This is a genomic window from Aeromonas sp. FDAARGOS 1414, from assembly GCF_019047065.1.
GTDB lineage: Bacteria > Pseudomonadota > Gammaproteobacteria > Enterobacterales > Aeromonadaceae > Aeromonas > Aeromonas veronii_A.
The window spans coordinates 3,042,665-3,064,791 of sequence record NZ_CP077210.1 but is presented as its reverse complement, the minus strand read 5'-3'; the positions used below and the strand labels follow the sequence as shown (position 1 = coordinate 3,064,791).

The 22,127-nt window shown below is 58.5% G+C and carries 19 protein-coding genes; 8 read left to right on the top strand and 11 right to left on the bottom strand.

Going from position 1 to position 22,127, the window contains the following annotated elements; translation table 11 throughout:
* Nucleotides 1-5: 5 nt before the first annotated feature.
* Nucleotides 6-1,928 carry a PTS mannitol transporter subunit IICBA gene (locus I6L44_RS13720; protein WP_216952111.1) on the bottom strand — a complete coding sequence of 641 codons (1,923 nt, stop codon included), beginning with the start codon at nucleotides 1,926-1,928 and terminating at the stop codon, nucleotides 6-8.
* Between the two features lie 628 nt (nucleotides 1,929-2,556).
* Entirely contained in the window at nucleotides 2,557-3,480 is a 924-nt protein-coding gene (lpxL, locus tag I6L44_RS13715) for an LpxL/LpxP family Kdo(2)-lipid IV(A) lauroyl/palmitoleoyl acyltransferase (protein WP_216952110.1), read from the bottom strand.
* 229 nt (nucleotides 3,481-3,709) lie between these two features.
* Between lpxL and hldE the strand changes: the two genes are divergently transcribed.
* On the top strand, nucleotides 3,710-5,137 hold the full coding sequence (gene hldE / locus I6L44_RS13710; protein WP_216952109.1) for a bifunctional D-glycero-beta-D-manno-heptose-7-phosphate kinase/D-glycero-beta-D-manno-heptose 1-phosphate adenylyltransferase HldE: 1,428 nt from the start codon (nucleotides 3,710-3,712) through the stop codon (nucleotides 5,135-5,137).
* Nucleotides 5,138-5,253: 116 nt separating this feature from the next.
* Here the strand turns inward: hldE and tolC are convergent, their stop codons facing one another.
* Nucleotides 5,254-6,576 (bottom strand): outer membrane channel protein TolC, encoded by a 1,323-nt coding sequence (gene tolC / locus I6L44_RS13705; RefSeq protein ID WP_216952108.1) that lies wholly within the window; start codon nucleotides 6,574-6,576, stop codon nucleotides 5,254-5,256.
* A 304-nt stretch (nucleotides 6,577-6,880) separates the two neighbouring features.
* Between tolC and nudF the strand changes: the two genes are divergently transcribed.
* From nudF to parC, 6 genes are all read left to right on the top strand, one after another.
* Nucleotides 6,881-7,522 (top strand): ADP-ribose diphosphatase, encoded by a 642-nt coding sequence (nudF, locus tag I6L44_RS13700; RefSeq protein WP_005335901.1) that lies wholly within the window; start codon nucleotides 6,881-6,883, stop codon nucleotides 7,520-7,522.
* 1 nt (nucleotide 7,523) lies between these two features.
* Nucleotides 7,524-7,973 carry a DUF1249 domain-containing protein gene (locus I6L44_RS13695; protein WP_005335899.1) on the top strand — a complete coding sequence of 150 codons (450 nt, stop codon included), beginning with the start codon at nucleotides 7,524-7,526 and terminating at the stop codon, nucleotides 7,971-7,973.
* A 22-nt stretch (nucleotides 7,974-7,995) separates the two neighbouring features.
* Nucleotides 7,996-8,814: a 3',5'-cyclic-AMP phosphodiesterase gene (gene cpdA / locus I6L44_RS13690; RefSeq protein WP_041202814.1), complete on the top strand. Its 819-nt coding sequence runs from the start codon at nucleotides 7,996-7,998 to the stop codon at nucleotides 8,812-8,814.
* Between the two features lie 12 nt (nucleotides 8,815-8,826).
* Nucleotides 8,827-9,414, top strand: coding sequence for a YqiA/YcfP family alpha/beta fold hydrolase (locus tag I6L44_RS13685; protein WP_139741668.1), 588 nt, complete (start codon nucleotides 8,827-8,829; stop codon nucleotides 9,412-9,414).
* Nucleotides 9,415-9,546: 132 nt separating this feature from the next.
* Nucleotides 9,547-11,457: a DNA topoisomerase IV subunit B gene (gene parE / locus I6L44_RS13680; protein WP_005363090.1), complete on the top strand. Its 1,911-nt coding sequence runs from the start codon at nucleotides 9,547-9,549 to the stop codon at nucleotides 11,455-11,457.
* Between the two features lie 71 nt (nucleotides 11,458-11,528).
* Nucleotides 11,529-13,823 carry a DNA topoisomerase IV subunit A gene (parC, locus tag I6L44_RS13675; RefSeq protein WP_216952107.1) on the top strand — a complete coding sequence of 765 codons (2,295 nt, stop codon included), beginning with the start codon at nucleotides 11,529-11,531 and terminating at the stop codon, nucleotides 13,821-13,823.
* Between the two features lie 36 nt (nucleotides 13,824-13,859).
* Here the strand turns inward: parC and I6L44_RS13670 are convergent, their stop codons facing one another.
* The 7 genes from I6L44_RS13670 to I6L44_RS13640 form a co-directional block, all read right to left on the bottom strand.
* Complete coding sequence (locus tag I6L44_RS13670; protein ID WP_216952106.1) at nucleotides 13,860-14,831, bottom strand: alpha/beta hydrolase; 972 nt, start codon at nucleotides 14,829-14,831, stop codon at nucleotides 13,860-13,862.
* Between the two features lie 12 nt (nucleotides 14,832-14,843).
* Entirely contained in the window at nucleotides 14,844-15,245 is a 402-nt protein-coding gene (locus I6L44_RS13665; protein ID WP_216952105.1) for a hypothetical protein, read from the bottom strand.
* A 693-nt stretch (nucleotides 15,246-15,938) separates the two neighbouring features.
* Nucleotides 15,939-17,426 carry a peptide MFS transporter gene (locus I6L44_RS13660; RefSeq protein ID WP_254204222.1) on the bottom strand — a complete coding sequence of 496 codons (1,488 nt, stop codon included), beginning with the start codon at nucleotides 17,424-17,426 and terminating at the stop codon, nucleotides 15,939-15,941.
* A gap of 524 nt (nucleotides 17,427-17,950) precedes the next feature.
* On the bottom strand, nucleotides 17,951-18,853 hold the full coding sequence (locus tag I6L44_RS13655) for a hypothetical protein (RefSeq protein ID WP_216952103.1): 903 nt from the start codon (nucleotides 18,851-18,853) through the stop codon (nucleotides 17,951-17,953).
* An 11-nt stretch (nucleotides 18,854-18,864) separates the two neighbouring features.
* The gene (locus I6L44_RS13650; RefSeq protein WP_005343119.1) at nucleotides 18,865-19,632 is read right to left on the bottom strand and encodes a hypothetical protein; all 768 of its coding nucleotides are present in this window, start codon (nucleotides 19,630-19,632) and stop codon (nucleotides 18,865-18,867) included.
* A 12-nt stretch (nucleotides 19,633-19,644) separates the two neighbouring features.
* Complete coding sequence (locus I6L44_RS13645) at nucleotides 19,645-20,187, bottom strand: hypothetical protein (RefSeq protein ID WP_128834221.1); 543 nt, start codon at nucleotides 20,185-20,187, stop codon at nucleotides 19,645-19,647.
* 23 nt (nucleotides 20,188-20,210) lie between these two features.
* On the bottom strand, nucleotides 20,211-20,495 hold the full coding sequence (locus tag I6L44_RS13640; protein ID WP_005343121.1) for a DnaJ domain-containing protein: 285 nt from the start codon (nucleotides 20,493-20,495) through the stop codon (nucleotides 20,211-20,213).
* Between the two features lie 286 nt (nucleotides 20,496-20,781).
* On the opposite strand from I6L44_RS13640, the gene I6L44_RS13635 reads away from it, so the two are divergent.
* Complete coding sequence (locus tag I6L44_RS13635; protein WP_216952102.1) at nucleotides 20,782-21,210, top strand: EF-hand domain-containing protein; 429 nt, start codon at nucleotides 20,782-20,784, stop codon at nucleotides 21,208-21,210.
* Between the two features lie 136 nt (nucleotides 21,211-21,346).
* Here I6L44_RS13635 and I6L44_RS13630 read toward each other — a convergent pair whose 3' ends face one another.
* The gene (locus I6L44_RS13630; protein ID WP_216952101.1) at nucleotides 21,347-22,090 is read right to left on the bottom strand and encodes a DsbA family protein; all 744 of its coding nucleotides are present in this window, start codon (nucleotides 22,088-22,090) and stop codon (nucleotides 21,347-21,349) included.
* Nucleotides 22,091-22,127: the final 37 nt, after the last annotated feature.

The following is a 22,127-nucleotide window of genomic DNA, read 5'->3' as shown; positions in this document are numbered from 1 at the left end:
GATGATTACGCAGCCTGTTCGGCACCCAGCAGATCCAGGAAGGCCTGGGGATCCGTGGTGCTGGCCAGCCGGTCGATGAGACCGGGTTCATCCAGTGCATTGGTCAGGCGGGTTATTACCTGCATGTGTTCGTCGTTGCGGGCGGCGATGCCGATCACCAGCCGCGCTACCTCATCGGCAGCCTCGCCAAAGGCGACCCCGGCCGGGTACTGGCAGATGACGATGCCGGTACGCTTCACAAACTCCTTGGCGGCGATGGTGCCGTGCGGCACGGCGATGGATTCGCCGAGGTAGGTGGAGACCAGTTGTTCGCGCTCCAGCATGGCGTTGACGTAGTCGGGCGCCACGTAGCCGCGCTCTGCCAGCAGTCGGCCAGCGGTCAGGATGGCGGCCTCCTTGTTGTCCGCTTTCAGTCCCAGATGCACGTCATGACGGCTCAGGGTAAAGACTTCGGCTGCCTGCGGCTCGTAGCTGTCGTCGTTGGCGGCCACCAGCAATTGTGGGTTGGCGACGTCATCGTTGGCGGCGCGGCTCAGGCTCTGTACCAGCTCCTGATAGAGGCCGTTGTCGAGGAAGTTGGTGAGCGAGATATGGTGAGCGTTCGGCGCATGGCGACGGGCCCGCTCGGTCAAATCCTTGTGGGTAATGACCCAATCCACCTGATCGTCGAGCTGATCGATGGCGCGGTTGGTGACGCTGATATCGAGCCCGGCGGCCTGCACCCGTTTGCGCAGCATGCCGGCGCCCATGGCGCTGGAGCCCATGCCCGCATCGCAGGCGACCACGATATTGCGTACCGCCATCAGTTCGCCGCCCGGCTTCTTGGCCGCTGCGGTTTCGGGCTTGCCGCCCTTCATGGCTTTCATCTTGCGGGTGGCTTCACCGAGGGCATCGGCCTCGTCGGCTTCCGGTTGATGGGCGCGAACGAACACGGCGGCGACCAGGAAGGAGACCAGAGTCGCGCTGATGATGGAGAGGGCGACCCCGATCAGGGAGGCTTTCGGCGTCATCAACAACACGGCGAAGATGGAGCCCGGTGAGGCAGGGGAGACCAGACCGGCGTTGAACAGGGTCAGGGTAAAGACCCCGGTCATGCCACCGGCGATCACCGCCAGAATGAGGCGCGGGTTCATCAGCACATACGGGAAGTAGATCTCGTGGATGCCACCGAAGAAGTGAATGATGGAGGCGCCAGCCGCGGACTGCTTGGCCGCACCACGACCGAACACCATGTAGGCCAGCAGCACGCCCATGCCCGGGCCCGGGTTCGCTTCAATCAGGAAGAAGATGGAGCTACCGTGCTCGGTGGCTTGCTGGATCCCCAGCGGCGAGAAGATGCCGTGGTTGATGGCGTTGTTGAGGAACAGGATCTTGGCCGGTTCGACGAAGATGGAGGTGAGCGGCAGCATGTGGTTTTCTACCAGGAAGCCGACGCCACCGGCCAGCAGGCCGGAGAGCACCTTGACGAAGGGGCCAATCACGAAGAAGGCGAGGATGGCCAGCAGCATGCCGATGAGGCCGGCGGAGAAGTTGTTGACCAGCATCTCGAAGCCGCTCTTGACGCGACCGTCCATCGCCTTGTCGAAGCGCTTGATGGCCCAGCCACCGAGCGGGCCGACCATCATAGCACCCATAAACATCGGGATGTCGGTCCCCACGATGACACCCATGGTGGTGATGGCACCGACCACGCCGCCGCGCTCACCGCCCATCAGTTTGCCGCCGGTGTAGCCAATCAGCAGCGGCAGCAGGTAGGTGATCATGGGGCCGACCAGCTTGGCCAAGGTTTCATTGGGCAGCCAGCCGGTGGGGATGAAGAGGGCGGTGATAAAGCCCCAGGCGATAAAGGCGCCTATGTTGGGCATGACCATATTGGACAGGAAGCGTCCAAAATTCTGTATCTTGACTTTGGTATCCGGTGATAACATGTCGGGACCCCGTTTTAAGCCTGTTTGATTAAAAGTGGTAGTTCGGGATGGCCGGTTTTGCCGAACCGCCATCCCGGTCGTCTAAGCAACTTCAATCTACCAGCTTGATATCAAATTAGGCTGAAAACGGGGTGTCTTGTGATCCACCTCTCAGATACCCAGCGATACCCCCTCCCAAACCAGTGATCCTGATCACGTTCGAGAGCTGTAATTCGGCTACATTTCGATCTTTTCTGTTTTGCATGGTCATTTTTTGTGATTTAAATCACTAAAGTTACTTTGTGGCCCCCTTGTGGAATGGTGATTAGCGTCACAAATTCGATTTTTGTATTCGAATGGGACAAATTACTCAGTCACTCATCAGCGGGTAGTGACGATGGATCTATCGAAACACTCCATTGCTTATCAATGAATCAATAAATTTGTAACCCGCTTTCAGTTTTTACGGTCGGCGGCTAGGACTCTTTTGCGGCTGATTGATGGGAATGGGCGCCAACATGCAGGATGTTATCGAGCGGCAGATGTTCGGGGTGCTTGCTTGCCGCGCAGGGCAGACAGCAGATAAAAACAAACCGCCAGCAGGCGGTTTGTCGGTTTTGGTGATCTGGCCCCAGTCGGGGGCTGCGGCTTAGTAGAAGCCGGCATCCTCGGAGGAGGGGCGGGTCTTGAAGCGGCGATGGAGCCACATGTACTGCTCCGGCGCCTTGCGCACCGCAGCTTCAATCTCGCGGTTGGCGCGGGCGGCATCAATCATGTCATCTCCGCTCGGGTAGTCGGCGAGCGGCGCCCCGATATGCAGGGTGTAACCCTCGCTGGTACGGATGTTGTAGCAGGGCAGGGTAACGGTGTTCTTCACCCGAGCCAGGGTGGCGGTGCCGGTGATGGTGGCCGCCTGCTCTACCGCGAAGTAGGGCACGAACACGCTGGCGTGGCTGCCGTAGTCGTGATCCGGTGCATACCAGAGGGCGTCGCCGTTGCGCAGCGCCTTGATCATCCCCTTCACATCCATCCGGTCCACCAGATATTTGTTGGAGGCGCAGCGACCGTGGTACTGGGCATACTCCAGCACCGGGTTGGTGTTGGGGCGATAGACGCCGACCCCGGGGCGCACCAGCCCGAAACAGCGGGCGTTGAGTTCCAGCGTCAGGAAGTGGCAGGAGAGCAGCAGCATGCCCTGACCTTTTTCCATGGCGGCGATGACGTGTTCTTCCCCTTCCACTTTCATCAGGTTGCGCATCCGCCAGTCTGGCCAGAACCAGGCGATCCCCACCTCGAACACGGCACAGCCCACGCTCTCGAAGTTTGCCTTGAGCAGTTTCTCCCGCTCATCCCGGGTCAGCTCGGGCATCGCCAGCTCCAGATTGCGACGGGCAATCTTCACCCGGGACTTCAATATCCTGGCGGCGAGGCGACCGAGCTGACGGCCCAGCCACATCTGGCTGCGCCACGGCAGCAGGGTCAGCAGCCAGAGCAGGCCGAGGCCGAACCAGCTGGCCCAGTAACGGGGATGAAACAGGCGGGGCTCGAGGCGGGGAGCGTTGTCGTGGGCCATGGCTAATCTCTTGTTCGCAAACACAATCGGGGGATTCTAGCCGAAAAGGGGGGGCGGGGGCGAATGGCTATGTGCTGGTCAGAGGGGCTGATTGTGGTTCACTGGTGTTACGGGAATCCTAACTATCGGTTTCCTTTAAATGGAAACCGCAGGTTTGCTTTTTCTCCCTCAAATAAAAGAGTGTGATAAAATCGGCGACTGATTTTTCAGGTTTTGAGAGTCGATACAGATGAAGATCACCCTGCCCGAGTTTGAAAAAGCCCGCGTTCTGGTCGTTGGCGATGTCATGTTGGACCGTTACTGGCATGGCCCCACCGGCCGGATCTCCCCCGAGGCGCCGGTGCCCGTGGTCAAGGTTGAACACATTGAGGAGCGCCCGGGTGGCGCGGCCAACGTGGCCCTCAACTCCGCCGCCCTTGGCGCTCACGCTGTGCTGCTTGGCCTGACCGGTCAGGACGAGGCAGCCGATGCCTTGGCTGGCCAGATGGCTGGCGTCAAGGTGGCCTGTGATTTCGTTCGTCTGGCCGACTTCCCGACTATCACCAAGCTGCGGGTGCTGTCCCGCAACCAGCAGCTGCTGCGTCTGGACTTTGAAGAGCCCTTCCACTCCGTCGATGCCACCCTGCTGATGAGCAAGGTCGAGCAGGCGCTGCCGAATAGCGACGTGATGATCCTCTCCGACTACGGCAAGGGTGCTCTCAACGACGTGCCCGGCATGATCCAGCGCGCCCGAGCCGCCGGTATTCCGGTGCTGGTCGACCCCAAGGGTACCGACTTCGAGAAGTACCGCGGCGCCACCCTGCTGACCCCCAACATGTCCGAATTCGAAGCCGTGGTGGGCAAGGTGAAGAGCGAAGAGGAGCTGGTCGCCAAGGGGCTGGATCTGGTCAAACGCTTCGAGCTGGATGCTCTGCTGGTCACCCGTTCCGAGAACGGCATGACCCTGATCCGCGAAGGTCAGCCGGAGCTGCATCTGCCGGCTCAGGCTCACGAGGTTTATGATGTGACCGGTGCCGGTGATACCGTCATATCCACTCTGGCTACCTCGCTGGCGGCAGGCAAGAGCCTGGACGAAGCCTGTGCGCTGGCCAATACCGCAGCCGGTATCGTGGTCGGCAAGCTGGGTACCTCTACCGTCAGCCCGGTCGAGTTGGCCAATGCCCTCTACACCGAGCAGGAGACCGGCTTCGGCGTCATGTCCGAAGCCCAGCTGAAAGTGACGGTTCGTGCCGCCCGTCTGCGCGGCGAGAAGGTAGTGATGACCAACGGTTGCTTCGACATCCTGCATGCCGGCCATGTCTCCTATCTGGCCAACGCCGGCAAGCTGGGGGATCGCCTGATCGTGGCGGTCAACACCGACGAGTCGGTTCGCCGTCTGAAAGGGCCGGGTCGTCCGGTCAACCCGACCGAGCGCCGTATGGCCGTACTGGCTGCGCTGGGCGCGGTGGACTGGGTTGTGCCCTTCTCCGAGGATACCCCGCAGCGCCTGATCGCCGAGATCCTGCCGGATCTGCTGGTCAAGGGCGGCGACTACAAGCCGGAAGATATCGCCGGTTACGCCGAAGTGACTGCCAACGGCGGTGAGGTCCGCGTCCTCAACTTCGAGGATGGCTGCTCCACCACCGACATCATCAAGACGATCCGCGAGCGCGGCTAACGTTCTGCTAGCCCCGCAATCTGGCGGGGCTCACTATCGGCGGTAGCAAACCGGCAGAAATACGGATAACAAAAAGGCGACCTTGCGGTCGCCTTTTTCATGTCCGATAGCGGCTATCAGCCTTTGGCTTTTGCCGTGGCAGGCATCAGACCCTGGTTCACTTCCACCAGATCCTGCGCTTCCAGAATACCGGCAGCCTGTTTCAGGCTCAGGATATTGAGAATGTAGTTGTAACGGGCTTCGGAGAGCTTCTGCTTGGCCTCGTACAGCTTGCGAGTAGAGTCCAGCACGTCGACGATGGTACGGGTACCCACTTCGTAACCGGCTTCGGTTGCCTTCAGGGCGCTGTCGGCGGAGACCACAGACTGGCTGTAGGCGCGAACCGAGCCGATGCTGGCGTTCACGTTGTTGTAGGAGGAGCGCACTGTGCTCTGCACCGAGCGGAAGTTCTTCTCCAGCAGTTCACTGGCCGCAACGTAGTTGTATTGAGCCTGTTTTACCTTGGAGCTGGTGGCGCCACCACTGTAGATGGGCAGCTTGAAGGTCAGACCGATATTGGCCTGATTGTCATTGCCGCCGCTCTGAATACTATCCAGCTTGTAATCGGTATTGCTGGTTTGCAGTCCGGCACCCAGATCCAGAGTCGGCTCATGGCCGGTTTTGGCCAGATCGATCTGCTCCTTGGCAATGTCCTTGCTGATGCGGGCACTATGCAGTTGCAGGTTCTTGTCCAGCGCCAGTTCCAGCCACTTGTCGGAACCGAAGGCAGTCTTTTGCGGGCTGAAGCGATCGGTGTTGAGGATGTCCAGGTTGCGGTGATCAACACCGGTCAGCTCGCGCAGGGTCTCGTAGCTGTTGTCCAGCGAGTTTTCTGCATTGATCTCGTCAGCCAGCGCCTGGTCGCGAGAGGCTTCTGCTTCATGGACGTCGGTGATGGCGGTCAGGCCCACTTCGAAACGCTGCTGGGTTTGCTCCAGCTGACGCTCTACCGCAACCTTGTTGGCACGGACGAACTCCAGGGTATCCATCGCCTTGAGCACATCAAAGTAGGCTTTGGCGGTGCGCACCATCAGGTTCTGGATTTCGAGGTTGTAGGCGACATCTGACTGAGTGGCCTGCTTCTCGCTGATATCCAGATTGACCCAGTTACTGCGACGATAGAGGGATTGCGACAGCGTCACCTCACCCTTGGCGTTGGTATTGCTCTGGGTATCGTTCTTGTTTTGCAGATAATTGAGCCCGGCACCCAGATCGATCTGGGGCAGCAGAGGGGCACGGGATTCGTTGATCTTCTCGAAGGCCTGGTCGCGAACGGCTTTGGACTGCAGCAACTGCGGGTCTTTGATCTGGGCTTGCTGGTAGATGTCGAGCAGGTTTTCGGCATGGGCACCGGCACTGACGCCCAGCAACACCATGACTGACAAAAGTGTTCTTTTCATAGATCGTTTTAACCTTATGTAGTAACCCAAACTGGTTGCTGGAGAGGCAAATATTGTCACCGACCAAGCTTGATTGCAGCTTAATCACTCTACTATAAGCAAAATTTAATGCTAAGAGTCTCAGGTCCGGTGACGGGAACGTCAAGAACCGGACGCAGTTTTCTCCCCGCGCGCCTAGCCAAATGGTCTGTGGCTGCTAAAATCCACCCCTCATTACCATGGCACGCCGAGTGAATGAACGTTCATTCATGTTCCTCGGATTTTATGGTCAAACTGATACAAGTCAAGCTGACGGGAGCCCCGGATGTCGCAGCAACCCTTGCCGCAAGATCGGCATTACGCCGCCGATGATGTGAAAATCATTGAAAAATCAGCTGGATATAACGGCTTCTTCAAGGTGAATGTCTATCGTCTGCAGCATCGGTTATTTGCTGGCGGCTGGAATCAGCCCATCGTGCGCGAGCTGTTCGAGCGGGGCCATGCTGCCGCGCTGCTGCCCTATGATCCGGTGCGCGACCAGATCGTGTTGGTGGAGCAGTTCCGTATCGGCGCCATGGAGACCAGCCCGACCCCCTGGTTGCTGGAGCTGGTGGCCGGCATCATCGACGAAGGGGAAACCGCCGAGGCGGTGGTGCGCCGCGAAGCGGTGGAAGAGGCCGGGATCGAGGTGGCCCGCTGCGAGCATGCCATCAGCTATCTGGTGAGCCCGGGCGGCAGCACCGAGCGGATCGAGGTCTTTGTGGGCGAGGTGGATGCCAGCAAGGCCGAGGGGCTGCACGGTCTGGCGGATGAAGGTGAGGATATCCGGGTGCACGTGGTGAGCCGCGAACAGGCCTATGCCTGGCTCAAAGAGGGGCGCATCGACAATGCGGCCTCGGTCATTGCCCTGCAGTGGTTAGCCCTCAACCATGGCGAGCTGCGCGCCCGCTGGCTGGCGGATCGCTGAGGTGGCGCTGACCCTGCAACAGAGCAGGCGCTATGTGCCTGATCTGATGTCCTTGCAGCGTACCTGCGAGGTCAACTACATGGCATTAATGAAACTGCTGCCGCCAGATGGGGAGGTGGGAGCCGAGCGCCGCTATCGGGTCGGCAACGATCTGCAGTTCCAGCTCACCATCATTGGCGAGAGTCGCTTCACCAATCAGGTGATCCTGAGCCAGCACAACCCCGAATTGCCCGAATATTTACAAGCTCAGATAGAGATTCGTTTGTATCATGATGTGAGGATGGCGGAAGTGTGTGCAGCGCAACAGATTTCCCGTTTGCAACCACGTTATGATTATCCCAATAAAAAGATGCACCAGCGGGACGAAAAGGAGCAGGTAAATCTGTTTCTGGCCGAATGGCTAAAATTTTGTCTCAGACATGGTACCAGCCCGATCAATATCTCCAGTTGAACAAATAAAAAGAAGCGTGATTTTGGAAACAGAGCTCCCCCAGGCGCAGGACGGCAGTGTGCGCCTGTTGCAAATTACCGACACCCACCTCTTCGCGAGTGCCGAAGGGCGGCTGTTGGCTGTGCGCACCGCAGAGAGTCTGGCCGCCGTGCTGGAACAGGTGCAGGCCAATGAACACCCCTACGAGGTGATTCTGGCGACCGGCGATCTGTCGCAGGATCACAGTCCGGAATCCTATCAGCGTTTCGCCTCGATGATGGCGCCCCTGGGCCGCCCCATCTACTGGCTGCCCGGCAATCACGATGACAGCCCGCTGATGACCGAATATCTCCATGCCGCCGGGATCAGTGAATCCAAACAGTTGGTGGGCGACCACTGGCAGGTGATCCTGCTCGATACCCAGGTGCGCGGCAAACCTCACGGCATGATCGGTGATCACCAGCTGGCCGCCCTCGACCGCGCCCTGCGCCAATATCCTGATCGCCACGCTCTTATCACCCTGCACCATCAGGCTGTGCCGGTGGGTTGCGCCTGGCTGGATCAGCACAATCTCAAGAATGCTGATGATCTGTTTGCCGTACTGGCCCGTCATCCACAGCAGAAGACCATCCTGTTCGGTCACGTTCATCAGGAGTTTGACGAGGTGCACCGCGGGGTGCGGCTGATTGCCAGCCCCTCCACCTGCATTCAGTTCAAACCGCTCTCTGATGGCTTCGCGCTGGACGAGTCCGGCCCGGGCTGGCGCTATCTCACCCTCTATCCGGATGGGCGGGTGGCCAGCGAGGTGTGGCGCCTGCCGGTGGGGCAGTTTGTGCCCGACCCCAACGCCACCGGTTATTGAGGAGAGCATCCCATGAAGTCGGTTCTCCTTTATCTGCACGGTTTCAACTCCTCACCGGGCTCCGCCAAGGCGCAGCAGATGGCTGCCTGGGTGGCCGCCAACCGGCCCGACATCGAAGTGATCATTCCGGCCCAGCCCAATACGCCAGCGGCGGCCTGGGCGGCCATCGAGCAGACCATTGCCGATCTGCAGCGTCGTTATGGTAGTGAATACAAGCTCGGCGCCGTGGGCAGCTCCCTCGGCGGCTTTATGGCGACCCGAGTGAGCGAGCAGTACGGCTGCCGCGCGGCGCTGATCAATCCGGCGGTGCGCCCCCACGAGCTGCTCTGTGACTACCTCGGCCCCCAGACCAATCCCTATACCGGGGAGCAGTACGAACTGCGGCCTGAACATATGGATGAGCTGCGGGCACTGGCGGTACCGGTGACGGCGCCGGAGCGGCTCTGGATCCTGCAACAGCAGGGGGATGAGGTGCTCGACTATCGCAAGGCGCTGGATGAATACCGCTTTGCCCGCCTCTCGCTGGAGTGCGGTGGCAACCATGCCTTTGTTGCGTTCGAGCGCTACCCCGCCCAGATCATCCGTTTCCTCGGGTTATAGTCAGGTTTGAGTCAATAAGGGCGGTCTCGCCCTGCTTGTTCTTCTCCAGATCAAGCTTTCGGTGCGGGGAGTTTGTTCTACCCCCGCCTAGCAGTTAAGATTCCCTCCAAACGTCAATTCGCAAGGCCCTCCATGTCTACTCAATACAATGCGGATGCCATTGAGGTCCTCAATGGCCTTGAGCCGGTGCGTCGCCGCCCCGGCATGTATACCGACACCACCCGGCCCAACCACCTCGGCCAGGAGGTCATCGACAACAGCGTCGATGAAGCGCTGGCAGGTCACGCCCGCAATCTGGAGGTGATCCTGCATGAAGACCAGTCCCTCGAAGTGATCGACGACGGCCGCGGCATGCCGGTCGATATCCACCCGGAAGAGGGGGTCAGCGGGGTGGAGCTGATCCTCTGCAAGCTGCACGCGGGCGGCAAATTCTCCAACAAGAACTACCAGTTCTCCGGCGGTTTGCACGGGGTGGGTATTTCGGTCGTAAACGCCCTCTCCGATCGGGTCGAGGTGACGGTGCGTCGCGACGGTCAGGTCTACGACATCGCCTTCGAGCGTGGCGAGAAGGTGCAGGAGCTGACCATCACAGGCACCTGCGGTCGTCGCAACACCGGCACTCGGGTGCGCTTCTGGCCGCAGGCGAGCTACTTCGATTCGCCCAAATTCTCGGTCACCAAGCTGGAGCACCTGCTCAAAGCCAAGGCCGTGCTCTGCCCCGGCCTCACCATCAAGTTCCTCGACAAGAACACCGGCATCAAGCTGGAGTGGTGCTACGAAGATGGCCTCAAGGATTATCTGGTCGATGCGGTCAAGCAGTTCACCTGCCTGCCGGAGCAGCCCTTTATCGGCTCGTTCAGCTCCGAACAGTCGGCGGTGGACTGGGCGCTCTGCTGGTTGCCGGAAGGGGGCGAATGCCTTGCCGAATCCTATGTGAACCTCATTCCCACCGCGCAGGGCGGTACTCACGTCAACGGCCTGCGTCAGGGCCTGCTCGACGCCATGCGCGAGTTCTGCGAGTTCCGCAACCTGCTGCCGCGCGGGGTCAAGCTGACCCCGGAAGATATCTGGGATCGCTGCGCCTACATCCTCTCCATCAAGATGCAGGATCCGCAGTTTGCCGGTCAGACCAAGGAGCGCCTCTCCTCCCGTCAGAGCTCGGCGTTCGTCTCCGGCGTGGTGAAGGATGCCTTCAGCCTCTATCTGAACAGCAACACCGAGCTGGCGGAGCAGATCGCCGAGATCTGTATCAGCAGCGCCCAGCGCCGGATGCGCGCCGCCAAGACGGTGGTGCGCAAGAAGATTACCCAGGGCCCGGCGCTGCCCGGCAAGCTGACCGACTGTAACTGCGCCGACCCCATGCAGGGCGAACTGTTCCTGGTGGAGGGTGACTCCGCAGGCGGCAGTGCCAAGCAGGCGCGGGATCGCGAGTTTCAAGCCATCATGCCGCTGCGCGGCAAGATCCTGAACACCTGGGAGGTAGAAGCCGGTCAGGTGCTCGCCTCACAGGAAGTACACGACATCTCGGTCGCCATCGGGCTCGACCCCGACTCCGAGGATCTCAGTGGCCTGCGCTACGGCAAGGTGTGCATCCTCGCGGATGCTGACTCGGACGGTCTGCACATCGCCACCCTGCTCTGCGCCCTGTTTGTGAAGCACTTCCGCACGCTGGTGGAGAAGGGGCACGTTTACGTCGCCATGCCGCCCCTCTATCGGATCGATATCGGTAAAGAGGTCTACTACGCCCTCGACGAGGACGAGAAGAACGGTGTGCTGCAGCGGGTCGAAGCCGAGAAGAAGAAGGGCAAGGTGATGGTGACCCGATTCAAGGGTCTGGGTGAAATGAACCCGAAACAGCTGCGGGAAACCACCATGGATCCCAACACTCGCCGTCTGGTGCAGCTCACCATGGAGCCGGCAGGAGAGAGTGAAGGGGATGCGGCTGACGAGACTCTGCAGCTGATGGACATGCTGCTGGCCAAGAAGCGGGCGGGTGATCGCCGTGAATGGCTCGAAGAGAAGGGTAACCTCGCCATCATCTAAGCCGTCGGTCACCTGCCGACCCGCATTTCAGGCGTGCCCTCCTGGGGCGCGCCATAGCAAGAGAAAAACATATGAGTGATGCTATCGAGCTCAGTCTGGACGGGGTAGAGCGCCAGCCAATGCGCACCTTTACCGAACAGGCTTACTTGAACTACTCCATGTACGTCATCATGGATCGGGCCCTGCCGCATATCGGCGACGGCCTCAAACCGGTGCAGCGGCGCATCATCTACGCCATGAGCGAGCTGGGGTTGTCGGCGCTCTCCAAGCACAAGAAGTCCGCCCGTACCGTGGGTGACGTGCTGGGTAAGTACCACCCCCACGGCGACAGCGCCTGTTACGAAGCCATGGTGTTGATGGCCCAGCCCTTCTCCTACCGCTACCCGCTGGTGGATGGTCAGGGTAACTGGGGTGCGCCGGACGATCCCAAATCCTTCGCCGCCATGCGTTATACCGAAGCGCGGCTGTCCCGCTTCTCCGAGCTGCTGCTCTCAGAGCTGGGACAGGGCACGGTGGAGTGGACGCCGAACTTCGACGGCACCATGAAGGAGCCGGTGGTGCTGCCTGCCCGCCTGCCGCACATCCTGCTCAACGGGGTGACCGGTATCGCGGTGGGGATGGCGACCGATATTCCGCCCCACAACGCGCGGGAAGTGGCCTACGCCTGTGCCGAGCTGCTCGACAACCCCAATGCGGGGCTCGATGTGTTGATGCAGCACATTCAGGGGCCGGACTACCCGACCAACGCCGAGATCATCACCCCGCGCGACGATATCCGCAAAATCTACGAGACCGGCAAGGGTTCCATCAAGCAGCGGGCGGTCTGGAGCGAGGAGGATGGCGACATCGTCATCACAGCTCTGCCTCATCAGGCCTCCGGCGCCAAGATCATGGAGCAGATCGCCGCCCAGATGGTGGCCAAAAAGCTGCCGATGGTCACCGACCTGCGCGATGAATCTGACCACGAGAACCCGACCCGTCTGGTGATCGTGCCGCGCTCCAACCGGGTGGACGTGGAGGGGCTGATGGCCCACCTGTTCGCCACCACGGATCTGGAGAAGAACTACCGGGTCAACCTCAACATCCTCGGCCTCGACAACCGGCCGCAGGTGAAGTGCCTCAAGACCATCCTCAGCGAGTGGATCCAGTTCCGCCGCGAGACTGTGCGTCGCCGTCTGCAATTCCGCCTCGACAAGGTGCTGGCTCGCCTGCACATCCTCGAAGGCTTGCTGATCGCCTACCTCAACATCGACGAGGTGATCGAGATCATCCGTACCGAGGATGAGCCGGGCAAGGTGATGGTGGAGCGCTTCAACATTACCGAGACCCAGGCCGAAGCGATCCTCGAGCTGAAACTGCGCCATCTGGCCAAGCTGGAAGAGTTCAAGCTGCGCGCCGAACAGAGCGAACTGGCCGAAGAGCGCGACAAGCTGGAGCTGATCCTGGGCTCCGAGCGTCGCCTCAACACCCTGCTCAAGAAAGAGCTGCTGGCCGATGCCGAGAAGTACGGCGACGATCGCCGCACCCCGCTGGTGGAGCGTGCTACCGCCGTAGCGCTGACCGAGAAAGAGCTGATTCCCAGCGAACCGGTCACCGTCATCCTCTCCGACAAGGGGTGGGTGCGCGCCGCCAAGGGCCACGACGTGGATGTCGAGGGGCTCTCCTACAAGGCTGGGGACAGCTATCTGGCCCACGCCTGCGGCCGCAGCAACCAGCAGGCGGTGTTCCTGTCGAGCTTTGGCCGCACCTACTCGCTGGAGGCGCACACCCTGCCCTCCGCCCGCAGTCAGGGCGAGCCGCTCACCGGCCGCTTTGCACTGGGTGCCGGTGAAGAGGTGCGTCATCTGGTGATGGGCAATGAAAGCGAGCCGTATCTGATCGCCAGCGACGCCGGTTACGGCTTTGTCTGCACCTATGACGACCTGATCGGCAAAAACAAGAACGGCAAGGCGCTGCTCACCGTGCCGGAAGGGGGGCTGGTGATGGCACCCCAGAAGATTGGCTCGCCAGAGACCGATCTCTGCATGGCCATCTCCAACGAGGGGCGCATGCTGCTGTTCCCGATGAACACCCTGCCGGTGCTCGGCAAGGGCAAGGGCAACAAGCTCATCAGCATCCCGTCGGCGCGCGTCAAGGCTCGGGAGGAGTTTGTGGTGATGGCCGCCGTCATCCCGCAGGGCCAGTCGGTCACCCTGTTTGCCGGCAAGCGCAAGCTCACTCTTAAGCCATCTGATCTCGACTACTACCGCGGCGAGCGCGGCCGCCGCGGCGCCAAATTGCCCCGCGGTTTGCAGCGAGTCGATCGCATCGAGATTGAAACCGCCGCCGGCACCGAGCCGGTAGCCGGGGAAAATCAGGAAGGGTGATTAATATAGAAGGGCGCAAAAGCGCCCTTAATATTTTTAATCTCTGATTATCGTCATTCTTTTTTCTTCATCGTTGGATAAAACCCGGCCAGTTTTGAGACAAGAATAGATATGTTCAAAGACTTTGCCTGGTACACCTTTTTTATCACCACTGCGGAAGTAACTGTGGCCTTTTGGTGGGTCATATTTCGTATTTACATCATCACAGTCAACAACATAGACATTGTTGGGGGTGAGAGACATATTTTCTGGCCCTGTGTGCCCTAGCCTTCTTGAAGCTATATTGTTTTTTAGATTTGCTATTTTACTTGAGCGTAAGGCCAAATCATCAGATGCAAAGTATATAATTACATTACGTGATGCATGGCATATGTACTGAGCCCTTTCATTGCGATGTATCGATTCGTTCTCGATATCTGCAGCAATGAGGAATGTATTTCTGAACAGAAGTGGTACGCCATTGGATAAATCATATTTATTCCATGAAAATAAAGTTTCTCTGAGCACTCTATTTCCCATTGAATGAGCAAGCACATTTATTCTCTTTAGACAGTGATCATCACTCAATTCATTACCTTTACGCCAATCGATAAATTTATTTAAAGCTCGAGATAGTGATAGAGCACTCCCATCAGCTGACTTTTGATCATCCCAATAATCTTTTACAATTCCCATGTCATTATCACATGGCCAAATTATTGGTAAAACGAGCACTTCATTTTCATTGTTAATATTACATAGTGATTGGAATTCATCTGCAGCAGAAAATACATCATTAGGTAGATTAGAATACCCGTGAATATAAATGAGAATTTGTCTGTATTTTGAGGTCTTAAGTTTTTTTAGTAAGTTATTACTTCCTATTTCATGGATGTCACCATTGGAATCATCCCTCTCACAGTAAAAAACAGAGTTACTTGGAGCGTTATTTTTCAAGTCAAAATCAAAAGCTCTTCCTTCTTTGCTCTGAATACTTCCTTTGGGAAAACGGTTGGTTATAAATAGCATATATAGTCTCCTCTATTTATTTCCTTTGGCTCTAATTAATGTCAAAATAAATACTGATATCGAAACAGATATGGCAACCACAATATGGAAAGTTTTTATCCATATGACATCAAGAGGGTTTAGTTTAGAAAAATCCATTCCTGACTGTTTTGATATCTCTACTGCATAATATGCGAATTGATGTAACTGCTCTTGCCCAAGAATAAGAGCAGAATGATTTCCAATGCAAAAAGTTAAATAAGCAATAACAATTACGGTGGTTTCAAATAAAGAATGTACTTTTTCCTTTGCTCCAATAACATACCCCACAACCGCAAGAGTGATAACACTGAAGTATCCCCATAATTTATCGACCTGAGCATATTGTTCTTGATATAACTTGATTGCATCAAATGCTATGTTTATATTTTCCATTATCCCCCCCATTTTATTATTTAGACATGCTGCCTATAAGTATAGTCAGCCATCATGTAATGTATAAAGGCTAAAGTGTGAGTTACGTCATGTTTACTCAAACTTAATATGGAGTTGCTCACCTTTAAAAAATTGTTACTGAACGGGCTATAGGTTTTATTAACGAAGAGTAGTTAGATGATCGAGAAAACCAGTTGTAGCCTTCCTTTATGCATTCCAGCTGATCTCTATGTCCATAGCCACCGAGATTGCGGTGCGGACGATTACGTTTCGCTAATCGACCCTACTTCTCTCTGTTTTCTTTAACGTTCTGCTGCTTGTCGATGGTTTGCTCCTCCCTCATCCCCGACCTTTCTCCCCTTATCTATGGCGAAGAGTGGGAGAAGGGAGCAGAGATCGCAGCCATTGATAGTGACTGTGGAATGGCGTGATAGCTAAGCGTGACAGCTACGGCTACAGAGTGGCAGGTGCAGATCCCCTCTCCCCTTGGGAGAGGGTTAGGGTGAGGGGAGCCGACGATAGGGGTAAACACCATAGCAAGCGCAAGGTTGCCAACCTGAAAAGAACCATCCAACCCGCCAAAAGAGAGGGCCCCGCCATCCATGATGGCGGGGCCCTTTGCATTATCAGCCGCGTTGCTGATTTAACCGTTCGCACTGGCAGGGGCCAGTGAAATGGTTGGCCCGAACCCGATTAGACAGGAATGGCTGTCGCCGCCGGAGGCGGGGTGATTTTCGAGGCGATCAGCTGGCGCAGGCGGGGCACCAGCAGGAGCAATACCACGCCGCCCGCCATCGAGCCCCAGCCGAGCATGTTGAACACCGAGCTGTAGCCCGGGTTGGTGGCCACCGGAGAGCTGCCGATATTCTGCGGCATGGCGCTGGAGACATAGCCCGCCAGCACGGAGGCAACGCCGGTCACCATCATCCAGCAGCCCATCAGCAGGCCTTGCAGGCTGGCGGGGGCCAGCTTGCCAATCATGGCGTAGCCGATGGGGGAGATAAGCAGCTCGCCAAAACTCTGCAGCACATAGCTGATGGCGATCCACTTGAAGGCGACCAGCCCGTCGGCCCCCGCCAGATGGATGCCGAGCGGCAGCACCAGCATGCCGAGCCCCATGCAGAACAGGGAAGCGGCAAACTGGGAGGGGATGTCGATATTCCAGCCCTGCTCGCGCAGTCGCTTGAACAGCAGTGCCATCAGCGGGCCACCGATGACGATGACGAGGGTGTTGATGTTCTGGATCCACTGGGGGGCGACCCGCAGCCCGAACACGTTGAGGTTGATGTTGTGCTCGGAGAAGAGCATCAGCCCCATGGGCGCCAGCTGGTAGAGCGACCAGAAGATAAGGGAGCCGAGGGCGAGGATCAGGTAGGCCACCATGCGGCTGCGCTCGGCGGCGTCCGGGTGGCGGGCGGTCATCACGCAGAGCAGCACCAGCACCACGGCCCCCAGGATCAGCACAAAACTGCCGCTGAAGCTGGCGTGGGTCAGCAGCAGGCGCAGCGCCGGCACCAGCATGGCCAGAATGGCGATACCTGCCAGCATGCGGCGGTAGAAGCCGCTCCCTTTGACGTGGCGCAGCGGGGTGCTGATATCCGCCAGAATCGGCCAGCAGGCGAAGGTGGCAATAATGGCGATGATGTTGCCCAGCGTCGCAAACAGGAACAGGGTGCGGTAATCCTCGGTGAGCTGGAAGTAGCCCGCCACCGTGAAGCCGATAAAGAAGCCCAGATTCATCCCGGCGTAGTTCCACAGGAAGGCGCTCTCGCGGCGGTGATCATCCGGGGCGAAGCGCTGGGTCAGCATCATGTTGAGGCAGGTGACGTTGAGGCCGCTGCCGGTAAGGAACATGGCGAGCCCCCAGTAGAGGCCGGTGATCCCCATCTCGGCGATGAAGTAGCAGCCGATCACCTGCAGCACCATCCCCATCACGAACAGGTTGCGGTTGCTGAGGTAGCGCCCGCCGAGATAGCCGCCAAACAGGTGCAGGCCATAGTTGAAGGCACCGAAGACCCCCATCATGGCGTTGGCCTGGGATTCGCTGAAGCCGAGCCGCTTGGTGGCGTAGAGCACCAGGGTGGAGTAGAGCACGGCAAACCCCAGGGTCGAGAAGGTCTGGATAAAGAACAGCGCCCCGGAGCCGGGGGGAATGGTGGGGTGTTGATTCGAAGCGCTCACGGTCTGTCTCCTGTGAGAGAAGAAAGTCATTACTCGTCCTGAGAGCGTACCGGTCTGCTGCCGGCTAGCCTTGTGCGCTTCCATGCTGGTCTGAAGGCCGGTCTGTCATTTAGCGGCCAAGCGGTGCAAATAGCCATACCTGAAATTTAATCCGGCGCGATTAATTGCTTTTTATTGATCTATTCCGCCTTTTTATGCGTGATTGAGCCGTGGTTGTAGCTCGGCTTACCACGGGATTGCGGCACGGTTGATGTGATACAGTCGGCTATTTGGTGCCGATTATGGCGCTGTAGCGGGATCTGTGTCCCGCTTTTTTGCCCCGAAACGCAGCTGGCGCCAAGTTGTTGTATTGCAGGTTGTTTATTCATCCCTGGGCATTGAGTGAATAAATATCGGGAAGATAAGGGGCAGCCCCGGGTGACTTGCGTGTGTTCTCTCTTTGCTGTCGAGAGGGGAAGGGGAGGATAGAACAACGCCCGGCGGGCCGGGCGTTGTGGTGCGACTGATGGGCGGCGAAAGCGGCCTTAAAAGTCGTGGTAGAGCGGCCAGCCGAGCAGCGGGTGCTTGAGACCGGCGCGCATCTCGACGTTGTCGAGCTTCTCCGGCGAGGCGTTCTCTTTTTGCAGCAGCTGGTACTGGCGCACAAAGCCGAGGGTGTGCAGCAGATTGGGCACAAAGCCCGGGCTCAGCTCCTGGCGCAGGGCGGCGGCCATGTCGGCGGGCAGCGCGTTCAGCATCAGGGCGAGCTGAGCGGCGAGGTAGTCGGTGTCATACCAGCTCTCGTCGAGCTCAATCTCCCGCGCCAGTTTGCGCTTGAGATCCTGCTTCACCTTGAGCGGGGCGGCGCCACTGCCCTTGCCGCAGAGGATGCGGTAGAGCAGCGCTTCGGCCAGCTTGTCCTCCATGGTGGGGTGGTCGCTCTCGCAGGCGAAGAAGTGCTGGTCGATGAGCTCCATCAGGTGGCTCTTGTTGTGCTCGGTCAGCGCCTTCTCGTACTCCTGCCACCCTTGCCACTCCTCCACATCGGGCGGGCTCGAGATCTTGTCCAAGAGCCGCGCATCCACATCACCATAGAGGCTGTTGCCAGCCTGCTTGGGGCTGACGGTAATGAGCATCGACCAGCCCTTCTGGAACGGCTTGATGGGGCCTTCCGGCGCCTGCAGCAGCGCCAGCGCCTTGGCCGGATCCCGTGCCGAGAGCTCCTGCAGGCCGAGGCTCACCACGCCGATGACGTCGTGGGCCGCCTGCTCCAGCAGGTGCATCTTGTACTTGTTGTAGTACTTGTCGGCGAATTTGAGGCTCATCAGCACCGCCTTGCCCTTGATGGCGGCGAGCTGCTGCTGACTCAAGAGTTCGTTGTCGCGGCCAAAGCGCAGCACCTGGCTCAGAAAGGGGCCCTGGTTGGCATCGCGAATGACTAACTGCATGAATGGGCTCCTTAATCCAGAAAGCTGAACATGTCGTCGACGTCGCCGTACTCGTCTTCCTCGACCTTGTTCTTCTCTTTGGCCTGCATCACCAGCTCGGCGGCAAATTTGTTGATGATGCCGTCCCAGCTGGAGTGCTCGTTGCGCAGCAATGCCTTGATGGCTTTCTCCACCTCGGGGGCCAGCTCGCGAATGAGCATCAACAGGCTGCGCGGGTCATCCAGCGCATAGTCGTGGACATCTTCGCTCTGCTGGCGCTCGCTGTAGCGCAGGGACTCTTCGAGATCTTCCTCTTCGGCGTGCAGCACGTCGCGATAGCCTTCGTCCTCTTCATAGCGATCGCCGCGATAGAACTCGATAAAGGGGATGGCGAGGTAGAAGAGACCGGCCGGATCTTCGGCCACGCACTCGAGGATCTCGCGCTGCTTGGCTTCGCTATCCTGGGTGCGGATCAGGTAGTTGAGGAAGTCGAAGGTGTGCTGTTGCAGCTCGTCGGCGTTGTTCTTGATCGCCTCTTCCCAGTAGAGCGGCTGCTGGCAGACGATGTCGCGGATCCGCTCCGGGGTCATCAGCTCGGAGATGATGGAGGGGAAGGAGATATCGTGCTGGCCGTTAATCTGGGTCAGGGTAACGATATCAATGTTTTCAATCACTTCTGCCAGCTGGTCGTCAGACATGGTCTTGGCGATCAGCTCGAACTTCTCGCTGGCCTGCTTCGGCTCGATAACGGCCAGCTCTTTGATCTCGATGGCGGTAATTTCTATCAGACTGTTGCTCATGCCTTGCCCCAATTAGAAACGGACTTCGTCGTACATATCCTGATCGCCGTCGTCATCACCATAGCGGTCACTGCCGCCATGGTAGTCGGCGTCGGCATCTTCCCCGTCTTCATCTTCTTCGTCGCGCAGCTCATAGTCGTCATCGCTGCGGTGGCTACCGCGCGGTAGCGGGTTGTCGAGCAGGAACAGCACGGCGCAGGCTTCCATCAGCTGATCTTCGCTCTGGGCCCGCACCGCCTTGACCAGCGGCAGGGCGGCGTTGTTGAAGCCGACGCTCACCTTGAACTCGTCCCAGCTTGGCTGCTCGCCGCTGGTGAGCCACTTGTTCCACTGCGACTTGGCCTTGGCCGGGAACTGCACCCGACCATAGAGGGCCAGCGGCAGATACTCGGGCATAAACTCCAGCATGCTCATATCGGCCAGCAGCAGGCTCTTCATCTGGTCGGTGAACTGTTCCAGCCCCTTGGGGTCGTCCTGATCCCGGTAGGATTCGATGTTTTCGCTGGCATCGCTTTGCAGCGACTTGAGCCGCGCCTGGTCCCATCTCTTTTGCATAGTTGCTCTTTCTGCCTGCTGTTTCAGGGGTAGAACTGATCCCACATCTCCTGCATGGCGGAGGCGGGGTCGGTCACGATGACGTTGTTGAAATCCTTGATAAAGGCGGCCCGCTGTTTCGGATCGGACAGCACTTCATAGGCCTGCTTTACCTGGTGCAGCTTGATGGCTGCCTGCTCTTTCTCTTCTTCACTGGCCCCGTGCAGCTTGTCGGGGTGGTACTGGTTCGACAGCCGACGATAGGCTTTCTTGATGTCGTTTTCGCTGGCGTTGGACTTGACGCCCAGCACCCGAAAGTAGTTGTTCATGGCAGATCCTGCATCACTGGCATCATAGGATTCACGCTGCGAGTGCCTGATGGTGGGGATTGGCAAATCAGGCACGGCAAAAACCCGTCATTTTAACGGAAACCTCCTGCCATCGCCATGAATAGGACGCAAGGTCACTGGCAGAAAAGCGTGACGGGGCACCTTGGGATCTGTCTCCCTGTCGGGAATAGTCCAGGGACTACACTACAGGAGGCGCCGGGGATTATCTTGGCGATCGTCAGTTGGCCTCGGCCGTACCGAGACCCTTACTAAGGAATGGACAGCCATGCTCAAATTTTATCTTCTGCCTATGGTGCTGCTTGGCGGTTTCGCCATCGCTGCCGATGAGAGCATCGATGAGCCCTTGATGTTCATCAAGGGGGACATTACCAAGGCACAGTTTATGGAAAGAGCCGAGCAGCGTTTCACCCGGCAGGACAGTGACAAGGATGGCACCCTCTCGATTGCCGAGAGAGAGGCAGCCATGGCCAAGATGCACGAGGCAATGCAGCAGTCAGGCAAGGCCATGCCTGGCAAGATGGGGAACATGGGCAACATGAGGCCGATGCAGGACACGACCAGGGAACAGTTCATGGCGCATCATGAGGCCCTCTTTACCCAAATGGACAAGAACGGAGATGGTGTGCTTGACGAAGCCGAGCGTACCAGTGCCAGAGGGCGGCTCGGGCAGGGGATGATGGCGCCCGCCCAATAGAGCTGGTTTGTCACCTTTCCTTCCTGAAAAAAGAGCCCGGTAGTGATACCGGGCTCTTTGCATGGAGACGGGGTGACCTGAGGGCTCACCATTGCCGCAGTGCGAGCGCCTCCAGCCCCTGCGGGCGACCCCGACCTTAGCTCTGCCTGGCCAGCTCGGCCTTCACCAGCTGCTCCAGCTCCTCATAGGGGATGGCGCCCGACACCAGCTGGTTGCCGATCAGGGTCGCCGGTGTGCCCTGTACACCCAGCAGGGTGCCAATGCGCAGGCTGTTGCGCAGCTCCTCGGTGGCTTTACCCTCCGGTTTGAGTGCCACATTGCCGGTGGCCGCCAGCGCCTTGTTGATGTCCGCCTCGGTCAGCATCCCCTGCTTGCTCATCAGCTTGTCGTGCAGGGCGAAGAAGCGGGCGGGATCCTGTTGCCACAGGGTCAGGCTGTACTGGGCTGCCTTGGCGGAGCTCTGCCCCTTGAACGGCAGCAATTTGATCACCAGCCCCAGATCATTCGGATAGGCCTTGAGCAGCCTGGTCAGCTGGGGATCGAACTGCTTGCAGTAGGGGCAGTTGTAGTCGGTAAACAGCACCAGCGTCAGCTTGGGGTTTTTGGCACCCAGGCGCGGGCTGGTTGCGCTGTTGAACAGCACATCCTTGTTGCCCTTGATGAAGTTGCCAAGCTGGGCCTCCTGGGCTGCGGCATTCTGCTTCTCCCAGGACTCGGCCGCCTCGTCGAGGATCTTGGGGTTGGCGATCAGAGTCTCGCGGATCAGCTCCTTGATGCGTGCTTCCTGTTCAGGGGTGAAGGGGGCCGCGTGCAGGGTCGGAGCCAGCAGGGTTGCGCAGAGAGAGGCCAGCAGGGGCAGGGCGCTCAGAGTCGGTTTCATGGATACTCCTTAAAATCGGGTAGTGCCAGCCTGAAGT